We start from the raw sequence: 24,827 nt of genomic DNA on the forward strand, positions 1-24,827 counted from the left end.
AGCGAGGTGGCTTTTTTTACATGCTTCGCAGTCTGGCAATCCGTTCAGCCGGATTCGGGTGTGTCGAGAACAGCCCACTCAGCTTTTTCTTCATAGGGTCCGAAAAATAAAGTGATGCCGACGCCCGTGACGCCTCTTTCACTGGCGTTTTGACGTTAGCGATTTTCTCGAGCGCCGAAGCGAGTGCGTCCGGGTTCCGCGTCAACTCGGCCCCGCTCGCATCAGCCAAAAACTCACGATTTCGCGAGATAGCAAGGTTGACGAGCGTCGCGATGATCGGGGCTAAAATCAACAGGACGAGCCCGACGATCATAAAGATCGGATTTTGGTTGTTGTCGCGCCGTCCACCGATACTTCGGAAAAACAGCATCCGTGAGCCGATGTCACTCATGATGGCGATGACGGAGACGAGGGCGAGCGTCACCGTCGCCAGGCGGACGTCATAATTTTTAATATGCGCAACTTCGTGGGCGATGACACCTTCGAGTTCTTCACGGGTCAACTGGTCCATTAAACCGGTTGTCACGGCGACCGCGGCCTTCTCGGGTTTGAGCCCGGTCGCGAACGCGTTCGGTGACGCGTCATTGATGATGAAGATCCGTGGCATCGGGACACGGGCGACCATCGCCATGTTCTCGACCGTGTGCCATAAGAAACGATGTTGTTCAACCGATGTGATCTCTTGGGCGTGATTCATCTTCATGACGATATTCGTGCTCGACATGATGACGATCCCGATGTAAAACAACGAGAACACCGGAGTAAAGATGAGCCCTGGGAGCGGATCGCCATAGTTCAAATACGAGATGACAACCCCGACGGCTAAGACGAGGAGGACGAATCCGGCCACGATGAACACGGTTTTAATCTTATTCTTGCGGATTTGTTCATACAGAATCATCGTCGCCACTCCAATCCATTAGAATGAGACGCGAACGTTCTCGCGTTCTTCTTCTCGCGCCTCGAGCATGTCGCGTTTTTCGAACTTATGGACGGAAGCGATGATGTTCGTCGGGACCGATTCGATTTTCGTATTGTATTTCATGACCGTATTGTTATACAGCTGTCGCGAGTAAGCGACTTTGTTCTCTGTCTGCGTCAGCTCTTCTTGAAGCATCATAAAGTTCTCGTTCGCTTTCAAGTCCGGATACGCCTCGCGCAGCGCGAACAAGTTTTTGAGCGCACCGCTCAGTTGATCGTTCACTTCCATCTGTTCTTGACGGCTCGTCTTCGAGCCAAGCTGGTTTCGTAGCTCGACGACTTTCGTGAGCGTCTCTTGTTCATGCTTCGCGTATCCTTTCACCGTCTCGACCAAGTTCGGGATCAAGTCGTAACGGCGTTTCAGCTGAACATCGATCTGCGCCCACGACTCGTCGACCCAGTTTCGATATTTGATGAGCCCGTTGTACATCGAAAAATAGATGACCGCCAAGACGGCGATGATACCAATTGCGATAATCCAACCCATTTCAACACCTCATTTCATGATTTACTTCTGTATTAATTCCCTTTCGTCGTATACCATAAGCATAACTTAGAAAAATGTAACCAATGACTCATGGTGATCGTGGGAAACACCGCTTAGACGATTAGAAACTCTTACCTCTTAGATACGTATAATCTATGGAGCTGGTTTCAAACAAAAATGATTAACTGACAGGAGTGCAAATCATGCTTGTGACTGACCTCGATTCACGATTGACGGAACTGTACGACGAGATGGTGTCGCTCCGACGCCATTTTCACCAATATCCCGAACTGTCGTTTGAAGAACAGGAGACACCAAAAACGATCGCCACTTATTTGCGCAAGCTCGGCCTCGAAGTCCGCGAAGGCGTCGGCGGCAACGGCGTCGTCGGACGCATCCGAGGCGGCAACGGACCAACCATCGCTTTCCGGGCCGACTTTGACGCTTTGCCGATCCAAGACTTGAAAGACGTGCCGTACCGCTCAAAAGTGAACGGTTCGATGCATGCGTGCGGCCATGACGCCCATACGGCGACACTGCTCGTGCTCGCCAAAGCTTTGAGTGAGACCGACCTGCCGGGAGACGTCGTTCTCATCCATCAGTTTGCGGAAGAACTCGCGCCCGGAGGAGCCAAACCGATGATCGAAGACGGCTGCTTGGACGGTGTCGACTACATCTTCGGCGCTCACATCTGGACGCCGCTCCCGTACGGCACGATCGGGGTAAAATCCGGTCCGATCATGGCCGCAGCCGACCGCTTCGAGCTGACGATCAAAGGGAAAGGCGGTCACGGCGCGATTCCGCAACATACGGTCGATGCCGTCATGGTCGGGGCGAACGTCGTCGGTCAGTTGCAACAAGTCATCAGCCGTCGCACCGATCCGCTCGAACCGGCCGTCTTAAGCGTCGGCACGTTTACCGCGGGCCAGGCGTTCAACGTGATTGCTGACGAAGCGAAGTTATCGGGGACAGTCCGAACGTTCACGCTAGAAACACAAGAACGGATCATCACAGAGATGGAGCGCGCCATCTCCCACGTCTGCGCGGCGAGCGAGGCGACGTATGAGCTCGAATATATCCGCGGCTACCCTCCAGTCATCAATCATTACGCCGAGACAGAGCATGTTCGCCAAAGTGCAGCTCACGTCGTCGGTGAAGCCGGCGTCATCGAGATGTCTCCGCTCATGGTCGGAGAAGATTTCGCCTACTACATGCAACACGTTCCCGGCAGCTTCTTTTTCGCCGGGGCCGGCAATCCTGAAGTCGGCGCCCTCTTCCCTCATCACCATCCTCGCTTCGATGTGGACGAACGGGCCATGCTCCACACCGCCCGTGTCCTCATGCGCGCGGCGTTCGAGACATGGAACACACACAAAAACGAAGACTGACGCCCTGAGGCATCAGTCTTCGTTTGGCGTTTCTGGCAACATCGACACGAGAACTTGGTCGACGCGTTTCCCGTCCATATCGACGACTTCGAAACGTAACCCGTACGCCTCGACGATGTCTCCGCGTTTCGGGAAGTCACCGAGCGAGTAAATGACGAGCCCTGCTAGCGTGTGGTACAAATTACGGCCCTCATCGAAACGATTATCTCGAATCCCGAACGTTCGTTTTAAATCTTCAATCCCGAGCAAGCCATCCGCCAAGTACGTCCCGTCCGCGCGGCGGACCACTTCCGGTGTCTCTTCTTCAATCATCACTTCTCCGACAATCTCTTCTAGTATGTCGAACAACGTGACCATACCGAGGAAGCCACCGTATTCATCGAGCACGAACGCAATCTCGACACCGTTCTTTTGCATCATCTGCAGCACTTGGCTGGCCTCGCGTTGCTTTGGCACGATGAGCGGCTGCTTAATGCGTTTTAAAATTTGTGACGGCTCACGCAACGTCGCGAGCGTTAAAATATCACGGACATCGATGTAGCCGACGAACTCGTCGAGCGAATCGCGTCCGACTGGAAGTTTGTTGTGTTTACTCTCATAAATCGATTTTTTAATATCGTCCATGTCATCCTCGAGGTCGACCCATTCGAGCATCGTCCGCGGCTGCATCAGTTCATAAATCAACTGGTCGTGGAAAGCGAAGACGCGCTCGACTTGTTGCACTTCTTCATGGGCGAACGCCCCTTGCTGCGCCCCTTCGAACAACAACTGTTTAATTTCGAGCTCGGTCTCCCCACTCGACTGTTCTGCTTTCAAGCCGAGCAATTTGAACAAGAACAGTGTCGATTTCGATAAGATCCAAATGAACGGGCGCATGACTTTGCTGAACAGGTCAAGCGCCGGAATGATCGACATCGTCACCCGTTCAGGTGACACGAGCGCAATCCGTTTCGGGACAAGCTCTCCGATGATGAGCGACAAATACGTGATGATCGTGACGACGACGACGTAACCGACCGTCGGCGCATACTGCGCGCTCATTCCGAGCTGTGCGAATAAGTCAGCGAGCGGTGTTGAAAAACGCGCGCCCCCGTAAGCCCCGTTGATGATCCCGATCAATGTGATCCCGACTTGGACGGTCGACAACAGGTCGGTCGGGTCTTTTGAATGTCTGAGCGCGATCTTGGCGCTGCGTTTGCCTCGATTCGCCTCGACTTCAAGTTTTGCCGGTTTCGACGAGATGAGCGCGATTTCAGTCATCGCGAACACCCCGTTCAACACGATCAAAAATATGACGATCATTAAATCAATTACTATGGAAGAATCCACTTGTTTCATCACCTCTACGTATATTTTGTACTACTCCATCTCATCATATCAGACATCCATTATCCACCTGTACCCGTTTTGCTCACGAAAAAAGCCACTTCATTGTGAAGTAGCCTGTTCCGTCGCTTGATGTTCGATGGCTGCCGCCTGAGCTTGTTTGAATACAATCACGCCTAGTAGCAAGATCATCAACCCGATGATTTGGCCTGGTGACAGTGATAACCGCGGCATTCCGAACACTCCGAAGAGGTCGACGCCGAGTGCCCAAATCAACTGAGACACGAGAATGATCGAGACAGATAATGTCGGACCGAGCAGTTGAATGCTTCGCATCACACAAAATACAACCCCGACACCTAGCAAACCACCGAGCGCATAAATCGGTGAAATGTCGAACACGCCGCGGATGTTTCCGCCGAAAAGTGCGAGCGGGACGAGCGACCCGACGAATCCGACGATAAAGACGAGCACGGTCGTCGCCCAAGCTCCTAAATACACGTTCATTTTGGCATTGACCGCTGCTTGTACACTGATGAACGCGCCAGCCACCGCTGAACAAATGATTCCTACTAACATGAACTGCCTCCTTATTCATACACCATGCCATTGGCACGTTCGTTTAATCGTTTCGCATCGAGAATCGTCACTTTCGTCCGACTCCGTTCGACGAGTCCCTCGTCCGCGAACGCCTGCAGCGTCCGATTCAAGTGGCGATAGCTCGTCCCGAGCCATTCGGCGACTTCCTTCCGTTTTAACTGACTCATCTCTTGTTGGAACAACTCATTTCCTGACGCACTGAGTGAGACGAGATAGCCTGCTAACCGCTCTTCAAGCGTCGACATCAGATGATTCGAGGAGGCGTTCGCCTCAATAAATAACTTTTCCGACACCCCGCGGAGCAGATGTTCCGTGAACTCAATCGTCCGGTTATGCGTCCGCAGCGCTTCAAACGGGATGCGCAGACACGTGACCGCCCCGACCGCTTCGACCGTATGCAGGACGTCCCGGCCGCTGGCGTACTCAATATCGCCAATCAAAGACGGCGCTGTCTTCAACCGCAAGAGTCTCAGTTTTCCTTCCTCGCTCAACGTATAAATTTTGACGCGTCCCTCTAAAACGACGAACAACGACTCAATCGTTTGGTCGTTCGCACACAACATCGCACCGGTTGGAAATGTCACAATCGACGACGCCGCGAGTGTCTCCGTCGAAAAAAGATGGTGCCAGTTAAGGCGTGTTAACGCAGCTTCAACTCCCATGTCACCCCTCCTCACGTGAATGTGTAAATCCCGATACCGACAACCATCAAGGCGAGTCCCATGATTTGACCTTGATTGACAGGCTTCTTCTTCACCCCGAACCAACCGTTCAAATCGATAAGGAACGCCCCAATCAATTGGGCGACGAGCAACACGCAGATTGCCCACGTCACACCGAGTCGCTGGATGGCCGTCAGCTCTCCAAAGACGACGAAGACGCCAAACAACCCACCTAAACTGTAATACCATGGCACACGCCGGAACGCCGTCATGTTTGCATCACGTTTGAACGCATAAATGCCCAAAGCGAGGATGAGTCCGACAAAGTGGACGATCGTGACGGACAACCAGGCCCCGACCGCGTAACCAAGCTTTGCGTTAAAGATGCCTTGTAACGCGATGAACGTGCCCGAGAGTACTGCAAAAATGATTCCCATACTTACCTCCTATTCTCCTCGTCTGACTGTACGCGAGAATAAAATGCTTGAAAAGGACATATGTCCAAAAAAAAGAACAACCTAGGTCAAGACCTAGGTCGTTCGCATCATTATCCTAAAATTTTCACGATTTCTTCCGCGACTTGCTCAGAAGACTGCGGGTTTTGTCCCGTGACAAGGCGATCATCGACGGCGACGTTGACAGCCCAATTGTCGGCTTTGTCAAAATCTCCGCCCTTCTCACGAAGTGCCGTCTCTAACAAGAACGGTACAGCTGAATCGAGTTGCATCTCGACTTCTTCAGCATCCGTGAATCCAGTCACGCGCTTACCTTTCACGAGTGGTTCGCCGTTGCTCAACTTGACGTTGACGAGGCCGATCGGGCCGTGACAGACAGCTGCAACGATATTGCCGCTCTCGTATACGTCTCGAACGACACGCTGTAACGTCTCGCTTCCTGGGAAGTCGACGACTGTCCCGTGTCCGCCTGGAAGGAAGACAGCATCATATGTCTCATCCGCTACTTGATCAAGACGGACCGTATCTTTCAACAAGGTTTTCGTATTTAAGATTTCTTCCGGTAATCCGTCTTCTAGACTGTTCGCATCGATTGGCACGTCTCCACCTTCGATACTAGCAATCGTTACTTTGTAGCCTTTCTTCTCGAACAAAAGGTACGGTTCAGCGAACTCCCCGAGCCATAACCCTGTTTCGTGGCCGTTCTCTAATTTATTGGCAGATGTCGTGACGATCAGTACGTGTTTAGACATGTGATTTCCTCCTTCTGAAATAAGCATACGAATTAAATGTTCCCGTTGTGGTTCGATTCAAACCATCGAACGCTCGACACGACGAGACGTCACTCTTTTTTTGACCTGGTCATTTTTTTGAAACAGGAACGGCGCCTGAACTCGTTATACTCGGATTATCAGTCATCAGGAGGGAACCATCGTGACCAAATCGATACTTGAATGGGGATTTCTCGCTGTCGCCGCTCTAATTGTCGTCCTTGTAGTACTCGGTGGAATGTGGACGAACATGTGACCTCGCTTCGCTGAGATGTCACATGATTGTTCGTTTGAAACACGCCTTAAATCGGGAACAGACACATGTTGTCCTATCGCCACATTCATTTGAGAAAGGATGTTGAATATGTCAGAACGCGTTTTCATCAGTCCCGCAAAGTATGTGCAAGGCAAGAATACAATTGACCGGATCGGGGATTATGTCGGGCATTTCGGCTCACAGGCACTTCTCATCGCCGACGATATCGTCTGGCGCTTGATCGGGGAACGGGTGACCGCCTCGTTGACGTCGAGCGGTGTGAACGCCGAGAAAGCTGACTTTGTCGGGGAGGCATCGCGCCACGAAATCGAACGGATCACCAAGGTGGCAGAAGCGAACGAGACGTCGTTCGTCATCGGTATGGGCGGCGGGAAAACGCTCGACACGGCCAAAGCCGTCGCCGATGCGCTTAATGCCCGCATCGTCATCGTGCCGACCATCGCCTCGACTGACGCCCCGACGAGTGCCCTCTCGGTCATCTATACGGATGAAGGTAATTTTGAGAGTTACCGGTTTTATAAGAAGAATCCCGATTTGGTCCTCGTTGACACGAAACTGATCGCCGAGGCCCCGGCCCGCTTCCTCGCCTCAGGGATCGCCGACGCACTCGCGACGTGGGTCGAGGTCCGGAGTGTCCTCGCGTTCGGTGGCAAGACGATGGCAGGCGGCGTCCCGACGATCGCCGCCGAAGCGATCGCCAAACGCTGTGAAGAAGTGTTGTTCGATTATGGGATTCCGGCCTATGAATCGGTAAAAGCAAAAGTCGTCACGCCAGCGCTTGAAGATGTCGTTGAAGCGAACACGCTATTGAGCGGTCTCGGTTTCGAGAGCGGTGGATTAGCGGCAGCCCACGCCATCCATAATGGCTTCACCGCCTTAGACGGGGAGATCCATCATTTGACGCACGGTGAGAAAGTCGCGTTCGGGACACTCGTCCAGCTCGCGCTTGAAGGACGGACGCAAGCCGAGTTCGAACGGTACGTCGCCCTTTACATGGCGCTCGATTTGCCGGTCACACTCGAAGACGTGAAACTAAAAGACGCGTCACGAGAAGATATCTTGAAAGTCGGTCAAGCAGCGACCGCTGAAGGGGAAACGATTCATAGCGGTTTCGACGTGTCGCCTGAAGATGTGGCCGACGCCATCATCGCCGCCGACCGTTACGCCCGCCTCTACCAAAGCAAACTGACCTAAAAAGACGAGGAACGGCTACTTGAGCTGTTCCTCGTCTTTAGTTGAAGTTACGAATGAGACGACGATGCCGAGCGCCATACAGCTGACTGTCAGCACGAAAAACGTCAGTTGATTCGCGTAAATGATGTTCGTGAACTGGTTCCAACCCGACGCGTACGCCGCATTTTCAGAAGCTCGTATCCCATCCCGCAACGAACTTGCCTGCCCGAAGTTCACGTATAGCCCGATCCCCGCCATCAATATGCTCCCAGCGAAGAGACCGACCCGCGCGAGACCGTTCACCGACGCGACCGTTCGTCTGGCGAGCCGGACGGTGATCCAAATGAACAACAAGACGAACGGCCAGCCGGAGAGCAAGACGAGTACGTACGGGTTTCCTTCGCCCGCTGGCTCCGTATAGGCGGACGTCATCGTCTCACCGAGCTTGAATAACATAAATGTGATGAGCGTGATGATGAACCACGCCTTGATCAATTTCTCCATGACAACACCTCGTCCCCAGTATACCAAAAACACCATGCGCTTTCGCACAAGGTGTCAAGTCACTCTTTCGGACGAACGGCGTAGTAGATCAAAATGACGAGCCATGTCCAAACCCCGGTAAAGATTCCGAGGATCGCGATGATGAAAAAACCGAGCGGGATCATCGATTTCGTCCGGTTGTAGTCTTTCCACATATTCGATAACCCTTTGATGTTGAAATACAAAAAGGCAAAGAATAGGACGAGCAATAACAACGGTAAGCCAAAAACAAGTTCCATATGCGTCCACTCCTCTCTTCTAGTTCACAGTTCTTCCCTATATAATCAGTTTACTTTGTCTTCGCCCCCGGCACATCGGGCTTGGGCTGTACATCTATCGGGTCACGAGACGGAGACTGTCGTTTGAGTATTCCCTAATCACTCGTCTTTTCATCATTTCAAAAAAAGGGAAAGGAAAACTATCCATGCATAAGGGGGTCGTCCTAATGAAACTCATCCGCCTGCTGCTCATCCTCGTACTCGTCTTCACCGCCTCGTCTACTTATGCCGCCACCCCGTCACCTCAGCCCGGCTACACGATCAAGACGACGAAACTATACTGGCGGGCCATGCAATCGTCCCCGGTCGCCAAGACACTCCTCACCAACACACCCGTCCGTTACACAACGTACAATCGAAGCTGGTCGAACGTCTACATCGGGAGCACCCGCTACTTCACACCATCGAGCAATCTAAAGGCCGGTATCCCGAAACTCACGTCAACGGAGCGGTTGCGGCTCGTCAACAAGCAACATGGCCTGTCCGCGTCCTATCGGTCCCGTCAACTCGTCACGCTCACCATCCCGACCGTCTATGCGAAAGGAAGCGAACGGACGCTCATGGCTGCCGAGGCGGCGCACGCGCTCGCTCGTCTCTACTATGACGGCCGAAAACAAGGACACACGCTTTACGCATTGAGCGCGTACCGGTCCTACGCCACGCAAAAATCACTCTACAATTATTGGGTCAACGCTCGTGGCACGGCCTATGCCTCGATGTATGTCGCTCGTCCCGGCCACAGTGAGCACCAAACCGGGCTTGCCGTCGATATGACGAGTCAACAGATGCGGATGGGACTATACGCCTCGTTCGATCAGACACCTGAAGGCAAATGGATGATCCAGAACGCGCACCGCTATGGTTACATCGTTCGCTATCCAAAAGGGAAAGAAAAGATCACCGGCTACAACTATGAGCCGTGGCATCTCCGCTACGTCGGTGTGAAGGAAGCGACGACGATGAAGCAAAACAACTGGACGTTCGAAGACTGGTGGGCCAAACGCTAAGTCCGAGCATCTAGTCGCTAGGAAGCGAGGTGCCCCATGTATACTAGACGTGTACGAATTTGCAGAGGAGGACATCTCGATGTGGATTGTGATGAACAAACTAGATGTTGAAAAAGGGAAAGTCGATGCGGTCAAAGCCCGGTTCCAAACGACAAAAGGAATCGAGACGATGGACGGATTTATCCGCATGCAAGTGTTGACCGATACGTCTGACGAAACGAAAGATCAAGTCGTGATCATGACGACGTGGCGCGACGCTGCGAGCTTTGAAAATTGGCGCGACAGCGGTGCCTATAAACACGCCCATAAAAAACGGGACGACGGCACGTCTGAAGTGAAGCCCGTCGTCCTCGGAAATACCGTCACCCAATACGAGGTCGCGATCGAGCACATGGCCTCAACCGATCACGTATAAAATATCTTGCGGTCGGATGATACCGAGAAGCGGTTCACTCTCTTCCCCGGTCTCGGTGATCAAGAGCGCGTCGAGGCGCACACCGTCTTTCATGTTGATGAAATGTTGATGCGCCTCGATGACAGACGTCTCCTTCGCAACGAAACGGTAACGACGAAGATGCGGATCATGATGAAGTACGTCTTTAACTTGAACGCCCTCGAGTGACACGTGCGGGCCGTCGATTGTCTCGGCGAGCCAGCTGGTCACTCCTTTTTTTGTCAATAAACCGCGCCACGAGCCGTCAGTGTTATAGACCGGGAACTGGGAATAGTTTTTATCCCGAATCTCACCGAGCACCTCGACTAACGCGTCATCGGCATTAAACGTCGTCACGAGTTTACGAAACAGCGGGATGACTTGACGCGGGTGCAACAGCTCCCGCTCCACTTCGAGCATCAACTCGACGATCGAGTCGTGTGGTTCGGCGATAATGAAATCAGGCTCTCGCCGCTCGTGGACGATCGCGTTGCGCAACTGGCTCATTTGGTGCAAATCTTCTTTATACCGTTCGATGATCGGATTATGCTTGGCGAGACGGTTGACCATGTTGCTGAAGCTGAAATGTTGTCCGTCCCCCATCTCACGGCTCAAATAATCTTCAATCCGATGGTACGATGCGATAAATTCTTCGGCTCGACTCATATGTTCACTCTCCTTATCGCCTATCTATACCCTATTTTTTAATCATGTGAGCAGGAAACCATTCCTTCGTCTCGAATGAATGGACATCACCTACTTTGAAAGGAGGAGAGCCGATGGCGACTCCGATCCAGCAAGCTACTCCCTTATCCAACCAAGACGCGTTCCGCTCCGGAATGCGCGCCGGTATCCCGGTCGCGGTCGGTTATATTCCGATCGCGATCGCGTTTGGTCTCCTCGCCAAATCGTTCGACATGCCAAACGTCATCACGTTGGCCATGTCGTTATTCATCTTTGCCGGTGCGAGCCAATTCATCGGTATTCAATTGATCATGGCCGGTTCGATGTATTGGGAGATCGTCTTGACGACGTTCATTTTGAACTTGCGCCATTTCCTCATGTCGGCCTCGCTGTCGCAACGGATCGAAACAACCTCGAACCGTTTCCTGGCTGCCATCGCGTTCGGGGTGACCGATGAGACGTTCAGTGTCGCCTCGACTCGGAACGAAGCGACACGTGGCCATTTTGTCCTCGGTTTGAACTTGATCGCCTTTTTCGCTTGGAACGTCGGGACATGGATCGGCGTATTTCTCGCTTTCGGCCTCCCCCAGTCAGTCCAGGCGAGCATGGGCATCGCCTTGTACGCCATGTTCATCGGATTGCTCGTCCCATCGCTTACGCGAAAACCGGTCATCGTCGTCGCGGCGCTTGCCGTCGTGACCCAAGTCGTGCTCTATTGGGGTGTCGCCCCGTTCATTCCGCTATCATCGGGTTTAAGTATCATCATCGCGACAATCGTCGCCGCCGGGGTCGGCGCCCTGCTTTATGAACAGGAGGGCGTAACATGATCAGTCTGTTCCTGCTCGTCCTCGCTATGGCGCTCGTCACGTACGTCCCGCGGCTCGTGCCGCTCCTTTGGCTGCGCGACTTGAAGTTACCGCCGCTCTTGAAGCGCTTCTTGTTGTTCACGCCGTATGCCGTGCTCGCGAGCTTGATTTTCCCGGGTATCCTCTATTCGACGAGCAGCCTGTCGTCAGCCTTGGCCGGAGGCGCCTTCGCGACCGTGCTCGCCTTGCTGCGCGTCAACTTGATGCTCGTCGTGCTCGGTGGCATCCTCGGGGTGTACGTCGTCGAAACGTTCATCTGACAAACAGGTCTGTCTCCGCGGAGACAGACCTGTTATCGTTTAGGCGGACAACGCCTCACGGCGCAGCTGAACGAACACATCGACGAACGCCGCGTCCCATTGGATGCCGCGCCCGCTCTCTAAAATCGACAGCGCCTTCTCGACAGGCATCCCTTGCCGATACGGACGGTCTGACGTCATCGCGTCGTAGGCGTCAGCGATTGCCATGATGCGGCCAAAGAGCGGGATGGCTTCACCGGACAATCCGTCTGGATAGCCGTTCCCGTCGATTCGTTCATGGTGTGACCGTACACCCGTCATGAGTGGCTGAAGTGAGACCGGCAACGTGATCTGATTCAAAATATGAATCCCGATTGTCGGATGCTCTTGAATTTGGGCGAACTCGTGATCTGTCAACTTTCCTTCTTTCAACAAAACGTCGTCACGAATCCCGATCTTCCCGATATCATGAAGCAACGCCGATTTACGGAGCAACTCGATCTGCGCCTGCGGTAAACCTAACGCGTATGCCAGTTCGACAGAATAGGCGGCCACTCGTTCCGAATGGCCGGCTGTGTAGGAATCACGGGCGTCGAGTGTAGCCGCGAACAAGACGAACAAGCTGTTCAGCAGTTGCTCGTTTTCGTCCTCGCGTTCATTGACGTTCTTCACCAGCTGATTGAACCCGTTCACCAGCTGCGAAAACTCATCAGCATACGGGTTATCGATCGGTTTCAGCTCGCCGGCATCGAGCTGTTCGACCCCTTGTGTCAACGTGGCAAGCGGACGCTTGATGTTGTCGTATAGGAGCAGACTACTGAACGTCGCGACACCGATGATGACGACTAAAATCAAAGCCGCCCACTGCCAATATGCGTCGACTTGCTCGACGGTCGACAGTTGGACGCCCGAAGCGAGAATGAACAACATGACCGGAAACACCCCGATGACGAGCATACTGATCAAAAGCTTCGTCCGGACGCTAATTGACTGGTACGACGCCTGGAGTGGGGTATCGTACAGCTGCTCACTTTGATCTTGTAAATGAAGCAACAACGGCTCGACCGACCGATACGTCAAAAAGAACTCGATGAGCGCATGTAAAATCGCGATCAATACCGCCCCAAAAGCCGCCATTCCAATCAAACGATACGGCAAATCGATCCAGTTTTGTTGAATCGCCAATGCGGTCAAGCTCATGGACGAAACTGAAAGACCAAATAAATGAGGTCCTAGTATGCGCTTTACCGTCAACGTCGGAAAGTGACTCGTCTGATCGAACGCCTGTTGAAGCGCCTCATAACTAGGCGCCTCACTTCGAAAGACGCTCCGAATCGGCCGGATGTGACGCCGATACATCAGTAATTCGAGACTGATCATGACGACAACTGAGACCGCCATGATCGCAAACAAAGACATCACTTCAGCACGGGACAGTTCGAGCGTTTGGAAGATGAACAGACCCCCGACACCGAACACCGCGATTCCTGAACCGACGATATAATTCATGATTAACGTATTTTGAAAGCGTTCAAACACTTTGACCCCTCCTATTCTTCACCGACTTCTCTCATTCTGTTTATCGACCAAAAATCACCCTTTTTCACAGCGCAAAAAAAAGCGAGCCTCTCACTAGAGAGACTCGCTCAGTTCACTGATTATGGACGACGTGGACCTTCGTTGTCGTCGGGTGAACGGTTATCTTCTGGCGTGATGTTTTCATGGAACGGGTTCGGCTCTGGACCGTCCACGTTCGTCACATCCGTTGTCCGATTCGTTTCACGTTTCAACTCTTGTTTCGTTTGATCCGCTTCACGTTTCGACTGATCGATACCTTGCTTCGCCTGTTGCTTCGCAGCTTCAGCTTCTTGATTCATTTGTGCTTTCTCTTGTTCGAGACCCTCTTTTGATACTTCCGTCTCATCGATGCTCTTCTCAGCTTTTTTCAAGTAGCGAGCTGCTGTTTCACGTCCACCGAGACCGAAGGCAAGGCCGAACGCAAGGGCGACAGCACCAAGGATAAGCAGGAACGCCGTATTGACGATCATCGGCGCGATGCCGAGCTGGCTGATGGCCATGAAGAAGGCGATCCCGAGAATCGCATACTTCGCGACGTGGCGTAGTACGCTCGGTTGACCTGACGCATCGACGAGCACGCTGCCGACGAGACGCTCTGCCATATTGGCGAGCCAGAAGCCGACCGCCAAGACGATGATGGCTGCAATGACCATCGGCAAGTAAGCAAAGATTGCAGTCGCGAGCGAGGCCATGAAGTCGAGGTTGGCGACTTGCAGAGCTTCCGACACGAACAACAAGATGATGATGATTTGAACGATCGTGCCGATTACTTGAGCAATCGACGTCGATGATGTCGAACGTCCACCGAGACCCATCTTGCTTGCGAGCGAGTTGACGCCCAAATTCTCAAGAAGTGATACGACCACCCCTTTGAGCCATTTGGCAACGAACACACCAGCGAGAATCAAGACGATTGCGACGATGATGTTCGGAATCATGGCCAAGACATTGTTCAACATGGAGATGGCAGGGTCTGAGATGCCTCGAATGTCGAGTGCCTCAAGTGCTGAAATTGTGACCGGGATCATGATCAAGATGAAGACGACCGTACCGACCGCTTTCGCAAGGCTTGACCCTTTCACATAATCTTCCAAGTGAAGTTTCTCGGCAAACTTGTTGAGTCCTGCCGCTTCCAAGAACTTCGTCAAAATATCGCGGACAATTTTCGCGACGATATAACCAATCGCAAAGATGAGTGCCGCTGCGACGAGTTTCGGAATGAAGGCGAGGAAGCTGTTCAACAAGTCTTCAAACGGTCCACTGATGCCTCGGAGACCGAGCGCGTCAAGGACGGCAGGAAGTGCTAGCAACAACACCAAGTAGAAGACGATGTTTGCGACCGTGTCGACCCATTTCGTCTGGTTGACACTTGTCGACTCCTGACCTGTCTTCTCCATCAACTTGCTCAAGTTGAGGCGATGACCAGCCATTTGAATCGCTTTTTTCAAGAGCGTCGCGATAATCCAGGCGACGAGTAGAATGAGACCTGCTTTGACGACTCCGGTAATTAAACCTGAGAAGCCCTCATAGATTTGGCTAAACGGCTGCGTGATCGCTGGCACGTTCATAAATTCGAAGATGATTAAGAATGCGAGAAGTAATACTCCAAAGAAGACGATTTTCGCGATGATCCGTTCAGGTGTCCACCGCTTTTCTTCTTTTCCGGCTTTTTCCGGCTCTCCTTCTTGCTTGACACCAACACGATCGTCGAGGCGCGCTTTACGTAGCGCTTTGCGCGTCACGTTTTCCAGAACTTTCGCCAAAATAAAACCGACGACAAGGACAAGAAGTGCAAGCAAGAGCTCTGGCAACCAAGACATGAACGTGTTGAAATTATACGTTGTATCGTTCATCCGACATCTTCCTCCAATCTCTTTTGAAATGGTTATTGTTTATTTGACTCCCTTTATAAATACCAACATTTTCATATGCCTAAACATAGACAATTCTTATCCCTGAATAAATATTAACTGGAAAAATATTTTTTAAGGAAAATTTTACCTTGATAAACAAGGCGTGTCTTTCTAGTTCAAATATGATACGAATTAAGAAGAAGTCTTTTTAAGGAGGAGTCAAGATGAACATCGCCCTGATTGCCCACGATAAGAAAAAAGATGATTTAATCGTACTCGTCAAAGCCTATTCTCACGTATTAGAGAAACATCATTTGTTCGCGACGGGAACGACCGGAAAACGTGTCGCCGAAGCGACGGGACTTCCGGTCCATTGCTTTAAGTCGGGACCGCTCGGCGGTGACCAAGAAATCGGCGCCTCGGTCGCCCGTGGAGAGATGGATATGATCATCTTCTTCCGCGACCCGTTGACCGCCCAACCCCACGAGCCGGACGTGAGTGCATTGATGCGCCTCTGTGACGTCTACTCGATCCCGCTCGCCACAAACATGGGCGGAAGTGAAATCTTGATTCGTAGCATCGAACAAGGCGACTTTGAATCGCTCAAACTTTCCCATAACGACGAACCGCCTGTATGACCATTTTATATAGAAGAGAGGAATTGTCCTGAACCCACATGTATCGAACGACCCGACCGTACAGCAATTTTACGAACAAGTGCGAACGCATCTGTCTGAACTGTTAGACGACAACTCAACAGCGGAGCGCTTGCTCAACAGTTTGGCCGGGTATATTCAACAAGCAGAAAGAAGCGGTCAATCCCTCGACGGCCTGACGAGTCAAGACCCACGCGCCTATGCGATGTTCTTGATCGAAAAACCAAAAACGAACGACGAGTATCGTCGCCGTTACCGCTCCATCATCGAGCAGTCAGGCGAACTTAAAATGCATGAGAAGGTGCAAGCGAACCGTGAGTTCGACTGGGCCGTCGAGCGGTTGAACGAGACGCAGCTCGAACTCCAAGACATCGAAAAGCGTGACGTCTCGTTTCTCGCCTACACAAAAATCGAGGCGATCAAATCGTCTCGCCGCATTTGGAACCAGTTCGGCTGGCTGCTCGGCATGATTATCGCGTTCGCCTACGCCAACCTGCTGCTCGTCATGGACGACTTGTTCAGTCTGCGGCTGTTCAGTGCACCGACGGCCTCGTATCCACTCGATTACTTCGCCTTCGTGCTGCCGGTCTTACTGACCGGTGCCGTCTTCGGTTTACTGACGCGCTTCCGTCACCACTTTCAGACGATCGGACGCCGCATCTTGTTCGCACTGCTCATCATTCTCGTGTATGTCGGCTTCGTGATCCTGATTCAACCGCTCCTGTTCACGCTCGGATGGTCGTTTTTGATTCAATTGACGCCCATCTACGCATTAGTGTTGTTAGCGATCAGCGGCTTCATGGCGCTGTGGACACTCGCCGAGTTTGTCTGGAAGAGCACGCGTTGCCATCTAGGGAACGATACGATGACCATTTACTATTAATGACGCCAGTCTCAGATGAGATGGCGTTTTTTGTTTGAACATTCGCCAGAACGGAAATTACTAATACCGTGACGTCAATTTAATCGAAAGACGAGATGATAAAGGGGGCAGACCATGTCAGACCGTAAAATGATTGGGTTATTTCATAGCGAGCAAGAAGTGATGGACAAAGTGAACGAACTCAAAAAGGCCGGGGAAGCGGAGAAAAATATGCATGTCGTAGCCAAGCGGAACGGGGAAATTTCCGCATTGCGCGATCACACCGACGTGAACGCCGAGTCTGGGATTCGCGATGTCAATTGGTTAGACCGCGTCAAAGCATTCCTTCACGGCAGCGACCGGATTCGCGATGAGCTGCGTAATATGGGTCTTAGCGATGCCGAGGCAGAGGAATACTATTCAGCCATCGACGACGGCAAACTGTTGCTTTACGTTGATAAACATTCGTACGAGCGCTATCCGAATATGTATAAAAAAGACAGTGAACTCGACCACGATCAAGGGGAAAAGGCAGACGGGATTGCATTCGACGCCAAACCGTTCAATGATCATGATGAAAAACCACGCGGTACGAAAGAAGATCCGATTGTACGGGGACATTCCGGCTTAGAGGACCATCGCCGATTATAAGGAGGAGACAACCATGAGTGAGAAACGATTTATTAGCATGTATGACACGCAAGAATCGGCTCTAGGAAAAATCGAAGAGCTACGTGTCAAAGGATACAAAGACTCAGACATATACGTCGTCTCCAAACATGAGGACAGCGTCTCGATTTTGCGCCGTAAAACGGACGTGCACACCGAGGCCTCACACGATACAAGTTGGTTCGACAAAGTCCGTTCATTCTTGAGCGGCCACGAAGACGTTCACGCCGGGCTCCGCAACATGGGACTGAGCGAAGAAGAAGTCAACCGCCATTACAGCGACGTCGAGGCCGGCAAGATTTTGATCTATGTCGATGAAGACTACGAACGCCGTCACAATGAAAGTTTGACAATCGATTCGGCGCCTTACAACGAGTCGAAGCACGATACAGGCCATCAAGGACATCATACCGCTGACGGTTTGGAAGTCGATTCGAAGCCTTTTAACGAATCCGCACCAGACAACCCGAACCGGGCCGTCGATCAAGAACAAGACACGCTTGATGAAAAATCCAAATTGAACGATAAAGAAGCGAAGCTTCGCGGGCTCGATGACCGAGCGTTACGCAACGATGTTGAAGATCCAGACAACATTCGCCGCTTTTAATGGACAGAAAAGAGGAACCTGACACATGACGTCAGGTTCCTCTTTTTTTACGTCAATCGATTTTTTGGTTCTTTCCCTTCAAGTACGTTGACGATGGCTTCTCGGTTGAGCGCCATCATCGAGAGGCGCGTCTTGATCGTGGCGCTGCCGATATGCGGGAGCGTCGTGACGTTCGGAAGCGTCAAGAGCGGATGGTCCATCGCCACCGGTTCTTTCGCGAACACGTCGAGCCCCGCTGCCCAAATTTGCTTGGCTTTCAACGCCTCGTACAGTGCCGACTCATCAATGATCTCGCCGCGGGCGACATTGATGAAGACGGCCGTGTCTTTCATTTTGGCAAACTGGTCGGCGCCGATCATGCCACGCGTCTGTTCGGTGAGCGGTGCGAGCACGACGACGAAATCCGACTGCTCGAGCAAGTCATCGAGTTCGGCGTAGACGAATCCGTACATCGACTCCGATTCATGACGACGCGTCCGGTTATGGTACAAGACGTCCATGTCAAAGCCGCGGGCCCGGCGTGCGACCGCCTCGCCGATGCGTCCCATCCCGATAATCCCGAGCTTCGCCTGATACAGGTCCATCCCGACGTAGCCCATCGGTGTCCACGATTTCCATTCCCCCGCCCGCAAGTCACGTTCTGCCTCTCCGAGCCGGCGCCCGGTCATCATCATGAGTCCGAACGCGAGGTCCGCTGTCGTCTCGGTCAAGACGTCCGGTGTGTTCGTCACGACGATGCCGTGCTGTTTTGCCGCTTCGATGTCGATGTTGTTATAACCGACGGCCAAGTTCGAGATGACTGCGAGGTCAGGCGCCTGTTCGATCAACTCGCGGTCGATCGTGTCGCTGAGCATCGTCCATAGCGCATGAGCCGATGCTGCTTCTTTCAACAAGACGTCACGCGGTACGCTCACCGCCTCTTCGTCCCACATGCGGACGTCATACTTGTCTCGCAGCGGCGCCACTGCTTCTTCTGGCAGACGTCGTGTGATGTAAATTCGTTTCTTCATATCCATTCCCCCTGTTCTCTCTCATCGTAACAAACTTCGAATCACGATTTGTCTTTCGACATCGGATTCTCTTTTATGAACTGATCGAACAATGAACTAAAGTCACTGTTGAGCAGTTGCTCGATCGTCTTCGAAGAGTCCATCGCATTGCGATACGCGACTTCATTGATAGCAAGACCGATTGCCCAGGTGATGCCTGATGCCACTGTCGCATTGATCACGCTCGCCGCCGCGTTCGCACCCGGGAAGAACTTCATGACGTTCAACAACAGCGTCTTCGAAAGCGTCCGTCCGATTTGCGGGATGATCGTGCTGCCAATCAACGTTTTCAACATGTCATCATTCGCCTTGACGCCCCAATAACGGAACAAGTGGACGCTCATCGTCACTTGGATCGGTGTCAACGCGATGGCATCCGCGAACGGGAGTGGCACGGCAGCAGCCGTCCCAGCACTCGCGACATAGCCCGAGATGATCCGGTTCGCCTTCTTGCGTTTCAGCTTGAGCATCGCTTCGCTCTCCGCATGAATCTCCATGAGCAATCCTTCTTGAAGTGACTGGTCGAGCTGTTCGACCGACCATGTGACGAGACGTTCCCAGTCAAGGTGGTCCCGAAGTTCAGCATCGTTCAATAACTCACCGGCGACACTCACCTGAAAAATTGCGTCTTCCGGTACGACTCCAGCCAATTCGTTTCGCAGCGCCGTCAATTCATCCATGTCGACTTGATCGATTTGCGTCAATAAGACTGCGACCGAAGTGACGTCGTTCAACTGTTTGATCAGCGTCCGATCGAGCGGTGTGACCCGTTTCATCGAGGCGTTGATGGCGTACCAGACGAGGTGCATCTGCTCGGCCGCAGGTTTTGTCTGCGCCCGTTCGACGAAGCCGATGACTTCGTCGGCATACGCCTGTTGGCGCTCACTTCCGATCTCGTACCCTTCACTATCATAGAGGACGATCGCGATGTCATCACTCATGAACTGGTGGATTCCACGCGTCACCGGCTCGCCGGCCGCCACTTTCGTCAAATCGCGACCGAACACATGGTTGACGACCGAGCTCTTCCCAGAACCGGTCGCACCGGCGATCAATATGTTTGGTTTTTTGACTTCTCCCCGCAGGCGACCTAACTCCTCTTTCAAATCGTACGTATCTAAATTAAATGGCACTTTTTTCTCCATATGACTTCCTCCTCATTGCTTGAGCGTACGCCCAAGCTGCTTCATCTCGTTCTCGAATCCACGTTGCACGTCCTGTACGATCGCTTGCCTGACCGTCTCATACTGTTGGTCGATGGCTTTTTTGATGCCCCGCTCCGCCGTCCGGCGCTTGAACGCCCAGTAAATGAAATGAATACCCGGAATCATCCCGAGCACCATCTTTCGAATCGTCCGCTTAAATGAATAATCAAAGCCGAGTTCGACCCGGCGCGTCTTGAAACCGACGTCAGCTTGTTTGCCGACGAGCGGATAGCGCTCCATCAGTTGAATGTAATGACGGACCCCCTGCGCCATCGCTTCTTCTGTCGTGAGCGCGGCCTGTTCGAGCGTGCTCTCCAAATCTTTTTCGATTTGACGCGCTTTCCAGCTGATCATCGCTTGCGGGGTGATCATCCGAATTTTTTCAGCCGAACGGTAACTCCGGTCGCGCCACGCTTCAAGCTCGTCCAATAAATGCCGGGTCAAGTTGAGCGGTAATTTCCGCTCGACATCCTGCCAGAGGTTCGTTCGGTTCCGCTGCCAGACCGCCTCATAACCGAGCGTCGGTACGACTTGTCCGCTCAATAACTTTTTCTCGACACTGTTCACCCGGATCATGGCGTCACGATTGATGCCAAGTTCACGCATCAAGACGTCTTCCATCGCCTCGGCTTTCTCCACGTTCATCTCGCTGTCCGGATTATAGTTCGTCAAGATGATGGTGACGTTGCTCTCTTTCGCATAAAGTGGCTTCAAAATCGCCTCGAGCTCATACGTTTCGACACGACCTGAGTTGATTGACAGCAAATAATAAATCGTGTGGAACCAGTCGGCGATGTCGAGTGCCCCTTCCCGCTTATTGACGACGGCGATGACCGCTTCATGCCATTCTTCAGACCGGTCGGCTTCAAGCCCCCACGTATCAAAAAAGCGGAACAAGATCCCGCGTTCAAGATCGTAATACTCGTATTCGTGCAGGCCTTCTGCCGTCACCGGGCTGCCCGCCCGTGACTCGGCCACGTCACGTCCGTAAATATAGTTCAAGAAGGCGCTCTTGCCGACGCCTGTTTTTCCCGCGATCAATATGTTCGAGACAAGCCCCGTGTTGTCCATATGGTTCCCCCTGCAGTCGTTGTATAATACCATTATACTAAACGGCCGCTTTTGAAACGTCCGACGGAAGGATGAGACGCATGCTTCACCACGTAGAGCTCTATGTTTCTGACCTGAACAAAAGTTTAATCGCTTGGGACTGGCTCCTCACAGAGCTTGGGTATACGGTATACCAACAATGGGAACACGGAAAAAGTTATCGTCATGGTGAGACGTACCTCGTCTTCGTTCAAACCGAACCGGCATACCTCGAACCCTCGTACCATCGGAAGCGAACAGGACTGAACCACCTCGCCTTTCACGCTGAATCGGTGGAGCAACTCGAATCTTTTCGCAGCCGCTTGTCCCGTTACGGCTTCAATGAGCTGTACGCCGACCGTTTTCCGTATGCGGGCGGTCCGAACTACGTCGCGCTCTATTTCGAAGACCCGGATCGCATCAAAGTCGAACTCGTGGCGACGATGTGAACGGATACAAATCCCCTTATCGAAAGTTTGTGAAAACAATTGCAAACTTTTTTAAGACCTCCTAGACTTAAGTTGTCTAAAGGAGGTCTTATTCAAATGGAAAAACAAGTTATCGATTATATGGAAGAAGCCGCCCATAAAAAAGCGACGCTGCTTCATCACTCGTTCGGTCAATACGCACTTCGCTCGCTCGTCGCCGGTTTTTTGATCGGGATCGGCGTCGTCTTCGCATTTACTGTCGGAAACATGTTTATCGATGTACCAGGGACGATGCTGTTTGCCGGCATGAGTTTCTCGGTCGCACTCGTCTTCATCGTCTGGATGGGCGGAGAGCTGTTCACGAGCAACACGATGTACTTGTATACCGGTGCGAAGCGTGGACGTGTCGCATGGAGCGATCTTGTCAAAGTGTGGGGCATCAGCTGGATCGGCAACTTGGTCGGCGCGCTGTTGCTCACAACCCTCGTCATCGGCGCCCACAGCATGGGTGACATGAATAGTGACCACTTGCTCGCAGTCGTTGCTGCTAAAAAGATGGGCGGTGACGCACTCGCCATTTTCTTAAAAGGAATTCTTTGTAACGTACTCGTCTGTATCGCCATCTTCATGCCGCTCAAGACGCAAAACGACGTCGCCAAAATCATGTTGACGATGCTCCCGGTCGTCGTCTTTTTCGCCGCCGGTTTCGAGCACTCGATCGCCAACATGGGTATCTTCGGGCTGGCCCTCTATTATGTGCCGTCTGAAGCCATCAACATCGGGCTCGCACTCTATAATCTACTGTTTGCCACACTCGGCAATATCGTCGGGGGCGCCTTGTTCGTCGCCGGCACGTACCTCCATTTGAACGCAAAACCTGGAACAGCGAACGTGGAAACGCTCCGCCAGAACGCATAAAAAGACAGGGGCCCCGATGCAGGGCCCCTGTTGTTGCGTAAATGATTATTTTGACGAATCGGCAGCGGCGATTTGAACCGCACCTTCTGCGACTTCGTCCTCGTCGACGTCCCAACATTCCGTGTTCTCGATGCCGAGCTTACGGGCCGAGAAGCGTGGGTTGAGACCTTGGGCCCGTTGCTCTTCGTAGTCACGAAGTACTTTGAAGGCAACACCGCCGAGAAGCGAGATGGCGACCAAGTTGATGAGTGTCATACCGGCCATGAACAAGTCGGCGAGACTCCAAACGAAGCCAAGGCTCGCGACCGAACCGAGGAAGACAAAGCCCATTGTGAGAAGGCGGAAACCGAAGACAGCGCCTTTGCTCTTCTTGATGAACTCGATGTTCGTCTCACCGTAGTAGTAGCTACCGACGATCGAGCTGAATGCGAACAAGAGGACACTGACAGCGATGAAGCCAGGTGCCCAAGCACCGATTTGCTCAGCCAACGCGTTTTGAAGGAGTGCGATCCCTTCTCCGTTACCAGCCGCGTAGCTGTCCGAAAGGAGGACGATAGCCGCTGTCGCCGTACAGACGATCAACGTATCCAAGAACACACCGAGCGTCTGCATGAAACCTTGTTTCGCCGGGTGTGACACTTCTGCTGCCGCTGCTGCGTTCGGTGCCGAACCCATACCAGCTTCGTTCGAGAAGAGACCACGACGGACACCCATCATGATAGCCGCACCGACCGAACCGCCAAACGCTTGCTCGATTCCGAACGCGCTCTTGAAGATCATGCCGAGGACGGCTGGCATTTCTGTGATGTTCACGACGACGACATAAAGAGCGACGATCAAGTAAAGGACAGCCATGATCGGTACGACGATTGCCGAGAAGTTCGCGACACGTCGGACGCCACCGAAGATGACGAGTCCTGTCAAGACGACGAGGATAGCGCCACCGACTGCAGCTTCGAGACCGAACGCGTTATCAAACGCTGCTGCGATCGTGTTCGATTGTACCGAGTTGAAGATAAGACCGAACGTGAATGCGATCAATACTGCAAAGATGATACCAAGGACGCGGTTGTTGAGCCCTTTTTCAATGTAGTAAGCTGGACCGCCGCGGTATGCGACGTCGTCTTTTACTTTATACACTTGAGCGAGCGTGCTCTCGATCATCGCGGTAGCGCCACCGACGAGGGCGACGATCCACATCCAGAACACTGCTCCCGGTCCACCGAGTGTGATCGCGACCGTGACCCCGGCCAAGTTACCAGTTCCGATTCGCGTTGCCGCTCCGATGAAGAACGACTTCGCCGAGCTGATGCTCTTACTATCTGTGGCATCTGATTTTTCTGTGACGACACGGAACATCTCTTTTAAGTAGCGGAACTGCATAAACCTTGTCTTGACCGTAAAGTAAATCCCGGCCCCAATCAATCCGACGATAAGCACGTACGACCATAAGATGTTGTTTAAAAAGTCGACGCTTCCTTGTAACAAGTTTTGTACAGCTTCCATGAATAAGTTCCTCCCTGTTGTGGAAATCTAAGTTGAAGATTTTTTATGATGTCTTAGTTCTGAATTATACAAAGATTCTGACAATTAGCAACAATTTTTTTATAGGTGAGTTCACAAAAAATTCACATGATACACGACAAAAAGACTGAAAAACCGACACTTAAAGCGCTTACATACTATTTCGGAAGAATGAATAAATCATCATTTTTATTTCGTTATTTGATTTAAGGTTTCACTT

General features: G+C 52.3%; 28 protein-coding genes. 12 read left to right on the forward strand and 16 right to left on the reverse strand.

From position 1 onward, the window contains the following. Nucleotides 1-16: 16 nt before the first annotated feature. Together htpX and EVJ32_RS08235 are read right to left on the reverse strand one after the other, a co-directional pair. Nucleotides 17-898, reverse strand: a complete 882-nt coding sequence (gene htpX, locus EVJ32_RS08230; protein WP_236634042.1) for a zinc metalloprotease HtpX — start codon at nt 896-898, stop codon at nt 17-19. A 21-nt stretch (nt 899-919) separates the two neighbouring features. After that, a complete protein-coding gene (locus EVJ32_RS08235) occupies nt 920-1,468 on the reverse strand; it encodes a LemA family protein (protein WP_131457844.1) in 549 nt (182 codons plus the stop codon). A gap of 203 nt (nt 1,469-1,671) precedes the next feature. On the opposite strand from EVJ32_RS08235, the gene EVJ32_RS08240 reads away from it, so the two are divergent. Beyond that, a complete protein-coding gene (locus EVJ32_RS08240; RefSeq protein WP_131457845.1) occupies nt 1,672-2,856 on the forward strand; it encodes an amidohydrolase in 1,185 nt (394 codons plus the stop codon). Between the two features lie 12 nt (nt 2,857-2,868). On the opposite strand, the gene EVJ32_RS08245 is transcribed toward EVJ32_RS08240, so the two are convergent. From EVJ32_RS08245 to EVJ32_RS08265, 5 genes are all read right to left on the reverse strand, one after another. Further along, complete coding sequence (locus EVJ32_RS08245) at nt 2,869-4,158, reverse strand: hemolysin family protein (protein ID WP_236634034.1); 1,290 nt, start codon at nt 4,156-4,158, stop codon at nt 2,869-2,871. A 126-nt stretch (nt 4,159-4,284) separates the two neighbouring features. Next, nucleotides 4,285-4,761, reverse strand: coding sequence for a DMT family transporter (locus tag EVJ32_RS08250; RefSeq protein WP_070328067.1), 477 nt, complete (start codon nt 4,759-4,761; stop codon nt 4,285-4,287). A gap of 11 nt (nt 4,762-4,772) precedes the next feature. Then, on the reverse strand, nt 4,773-5,444 hold the full coding sequence (locus EVJ32_RS08255; RefSeq protein ID WP_083274036.1) for a Crp/Fnr family transcriptional regulator: 672 nt from the start codon (nt 5,442-5,444) through the stop codon (nt 4,773-4,775). Nucleotides 5,445-5,455: 11 nt separating this feature from the next. Continuing rightward, nucleotides 5,456-5,881, reverse strand: coding sequence for a DMT family transporter (locus EVJ32_RS08260; RefSeq protein WP_131457847.1), 426 nt, complete (start codon nt 5,879-5,881; stop codon nt 5,456-5,458). Between the two features lie 110 nt (nt 5,882-5,991). Continuing rightward, nucleotides 5,992-6,651, reverse strand: coding sequence for a type 1 glutamine amidotransferase domain-containing protein (locus tag EVJ32_RS08265; RefSeq protein ID WP_070328065.1), 660 nt, complete (start codon nt 6,649-6,651; stop codon nt 5,992-5,994). Nucleotides 6,652-7,033: 382 nt separating this feature from the next. Here EVJ32_RS08265 and EVJ32_RS08270 point away from each other — a divergent pair, with 382 nt between their 5' ends. After that, entirely contained in the window at nt 7,034-8,140 is a 1,107-nt protein-coding gene (locus EVJ32_RS08270; protein ID WP_131457848.1) for a glycerol dehydrogenase, read from the forward strand. Between the two features lie 15 nt (nt 8,141-8,155). On the opposite strand, the gene EVJ32_RS08275 is transcribed toward EVJ32_RS08270, so the two are convergent. Beyond that, nucleotides 8,156-8,623 carry a hypothetical protein gene (locus EVJ32_RS08275; protein WP_131457849.1) on the reverse strand — a complete coding sequence of 156 codons (468 nt, stop codon included), beginning with the start codon at nt 8,621-8,623 and terminating at the stop codon, nt 8,156-8,158. 59 nt (nt 8,624-8,682) lie between these two features. Further along, nucleotides 8,683-8,901: a hypothetical protein gene (locus EVJ32_RS08280; protein WP_131457850.1), complete on the reverse strand. Its 219-nt coding sequence runs from the start codon at nt 8,899-8,901 to the stop codon at nt 8,683-8,685. Between the two features lie 206 nt (nt 8,902-9,107). Here EVJ32_RS08280 and EVJ32_RS08285 point away from each other — a divergent pair, with 206 nt between their 5' ends. After that, a complete protein-coding gene (locus EVJ32_RS08285) occupies nt 9,108-9,947 on the forward strand; it encodes a M15 family metallopeptidase (RefSeq protein WP_070328062.1) in 840 nt (279 codons plus the stop codon). 79 nt (nt 9,948-10,026) lie between these two features. Further along, entirely contained in the window at nt 10,027-10,362 is a 336-nt protein-coding gene (locus tag EVJ32_RS08290; RefSeq protein WP_070328061.1) for an antibiotic biosynthesis monooxygenase, read from the forward strand. On the opposite strand, the gene EVJ32_RS08295 is transcribed toward EVJ32_RS08290, so the two are convergent. Beyond that, nucleotides 10,345-11,046 (reverse strand): CBS domain-containing protein, encoded by a 702-nt coding sequence (locus EVJ32_RS08295; protein ID WP_131457851.1) that lies wholly within the window; start codon nt 11,044-11,046, stop codon nt 10,345-10,347. The two genes, EVJ32_RS08290 and EVJ32_RS08295, sit on opposite strands and share 18 nt — an antisense overlap. A 113-nt stretch (nt 11,047-11,159) precedes the next feature. Here EVJ32_RS08295 and EVJ32_RS08300 point away from each other — a divergent pair, with 113 nt between their 5' ends. Then, nucleotides 11,160-11,891: an AzlC family ABC transporter permease gene (locus EVJ32_RS08300; protein WP_131457852.1), complete on the forward strand. Its 732-nt coding sequence runs from the start codon at nt 11,160-11,162 to the stop codon at nt 11,889-11,891. Further along, nucleotides 11,888-12,190 carry an AzlD domain-containing protein gene (locus tag EVJ32_RS08305; RefSeq protein ID WP_131457853.1) on the forward strand — a complete coding sequence of 101 codons (303 nt, stop codon included), beginning with the start codon at nt 11,888-11,890 and terminating at the stop codon, nt 12,188-12,190. Before EVJ32_RS08300 ends, EVJ32_RS08305 begins: the two co-directional genes overlap by 4 nt. A 39-nt stretch (nt 12,191-12,229) precedes the next feature. On the opposite strand, the gene EVJ32_RS08310 is transcribed toward EVJ32_RS08305, so the two are convergent. Continuing rightward, nucleotides 12,230-13,708, reverse strand: coding sequence for an HD domain-containing phosphohydrolase (locus EVJ32_RS08310; RefSeq protein ID WP_131457854.1), 1,479 nt, complete (start codon nt 13,706-13,708; stop codon nt 12,230-12,232). 119 nt (nt 13,709-13,827) lie between these two features. Then, nucleotides 13,828-15,600 (reverse strand): mechanosensitive ion channel, encoded by a 1,773-nt coding sequence (locus EVJ32_RS08315; RefSeq protein WP_131457855.1) that lies wholly within the window; start codon nt 15,598-15,600, stop codon nt 13,828-13,830. A gap of 224 nt (nt 15,601-15,824) precedes the next feature. Here EVJ32_RS08315 and EVJ32_RS08320 point away from each other — a divergent pair, with 224 nt between their 5' ends. The 4 genes from EVJ32_RS08320 (at nt 15,825) to EVJ32_RS08335 (ending at nt 18,394) form a co-directional block, all read left to right on the forward strand. Beyond that, entirely contained in the window at nt 15,825-16,238 is a 414-nt protein-coding gene (locus tag EVJ32_RS08320) for a methylglyoxal synthase (protein ID WP_016507946.1), read from the forward strand. A gap of 79 nt (nt 16,239-16,317) precedes the next feature. Further along, entirely contained in the window at nt 16,318-17,139 is an 822-nt protein-coding gene (locus EVJ32_RS08325; protein ID WP_131457856.1) for a hypothetical protein, read from the forward strand. A gap of 114 nt (nt 17,140-17,253) precedes the next feature. Next, complete coding sequence (locus tag EVJ32_RS08330) at nt 17,254-17,769, forward strand: YflT domain-containing protein (RefSeq protein WP_131457857.1); 516 nt, start codon at nt 17,254-17,256, stop codon at nt 17,767-17,769. Nucleotides 17,770-17,782: 13 nt separating this feature from the next. Further along, nucleotides 17,783-18,394, forward strand: coding sequence for a YflT domain-containing protein (locus tag EVJ32_RS08335; protein WP_131457858.1), 612 nt, complete (start codon nt 17,783-17,785; stop codon nt 18,392-18,394). Nucleotides 18,395-18,441: 47 nt separating this feature from the next. On the opposite strand, the gene EVJ32_RS08340 is transcribed toward EVJ32_RS08335, so the two are convergent. From EVJ32_RS08340 to EVJ32_RS08350, 3 genes are read right to left on the reverse strand one after another with little or no spacing between them, the layout of a single operon-like run. After that, a complete protein-coding gene (locus EVJ32_RS08340) occupies nt 18,442-19,404 on the reverse strand; it encodes a 2-hydroxyacid dehydrogenase (protein WP_131457859.1) in 963 nt (320 codons plus the stop codon). Between the two features lie 41 nt (nt 19,405-19,445). Further along, nucleotides 19,446-20,588 carry a YcjF family protein gene (locus tag EVJ32_RS08345; RefSeq protein WP_131457860.1) on the reverse strand — a complete coding sequence of 381 codons (1,143 nt, stop codon included), beginning with the start codon at nt 20,586-20,588 and terminating at the stop codon, nt 19,446-19,448. A gap of 12 nt (nt 20,589-20,600) precedes the next feature. Continuing rightward, nucleotides 20,601-21,719 (reverse strand): GTPase, encoded by a 1,119-nt coding sequence (locus tag EVJ32_RS08350; RefSeq protein ID WP_131457861.1) that lies wholly within the window; start codon nt 21,717-21,719, stop codon nt 20,601-20,603. A gap of 80 nt (nt 21,720-21,799) precedes the next feature. Between EVJ32_RS08350 and EVJ32_RS08355 the strand changes: the two genes are divergently transcribed. Further along, entirely contained in the window at nt 21,800-22,186 is a 387-nt protein-coding gene (locus tag EVJ32_RS08355; protein ID WP_070328049.1) for a VOC family protein, read from the forward strand. 96 nt (nt 22,187-22,282) lie between these two features. Then, on the forward strand, nt 22,283-23,083 hold the full coding sequence (locus tag EVJ32_RS08360; RefSeq protein WP_131457862.1) for a formate/nitrite transporter family protein: 801 nt from the start codon (nt 22,283-22,285) through the stop codon (nt 23,081-23,083). Between the two features lie 45 nt (nt 23,084-23,128). Here EVJ32_RS08360 and EVJ32_RS08365 read toward each other — a convergent pair whose 3' ends face one another. After that, nucleotides 23,129-24,589, reverse strand: coding sequence for an alanine/glycine:cation symporter family protein (locus EVJ32_RS08365; RefSeq protein WP_070328047.1), 1,461 nt, complete (start codon nt 24,587-24,589; stop codon nt 23,129-23,131). Nucleotides 24,590-24,827 lie beyond the last annotated feature (238 nt).

The organism is Exiguobacterium sp. SH5S4 (genome assembly GCF_004337045.1).
Taxonomy (GTDB): Bacteria; Bacillota; Bacilli; order Exiguobacteriales; family Exiguobacteriaceae; genus Exiguobacterium; species Exiguobacterium aurantiacum_A.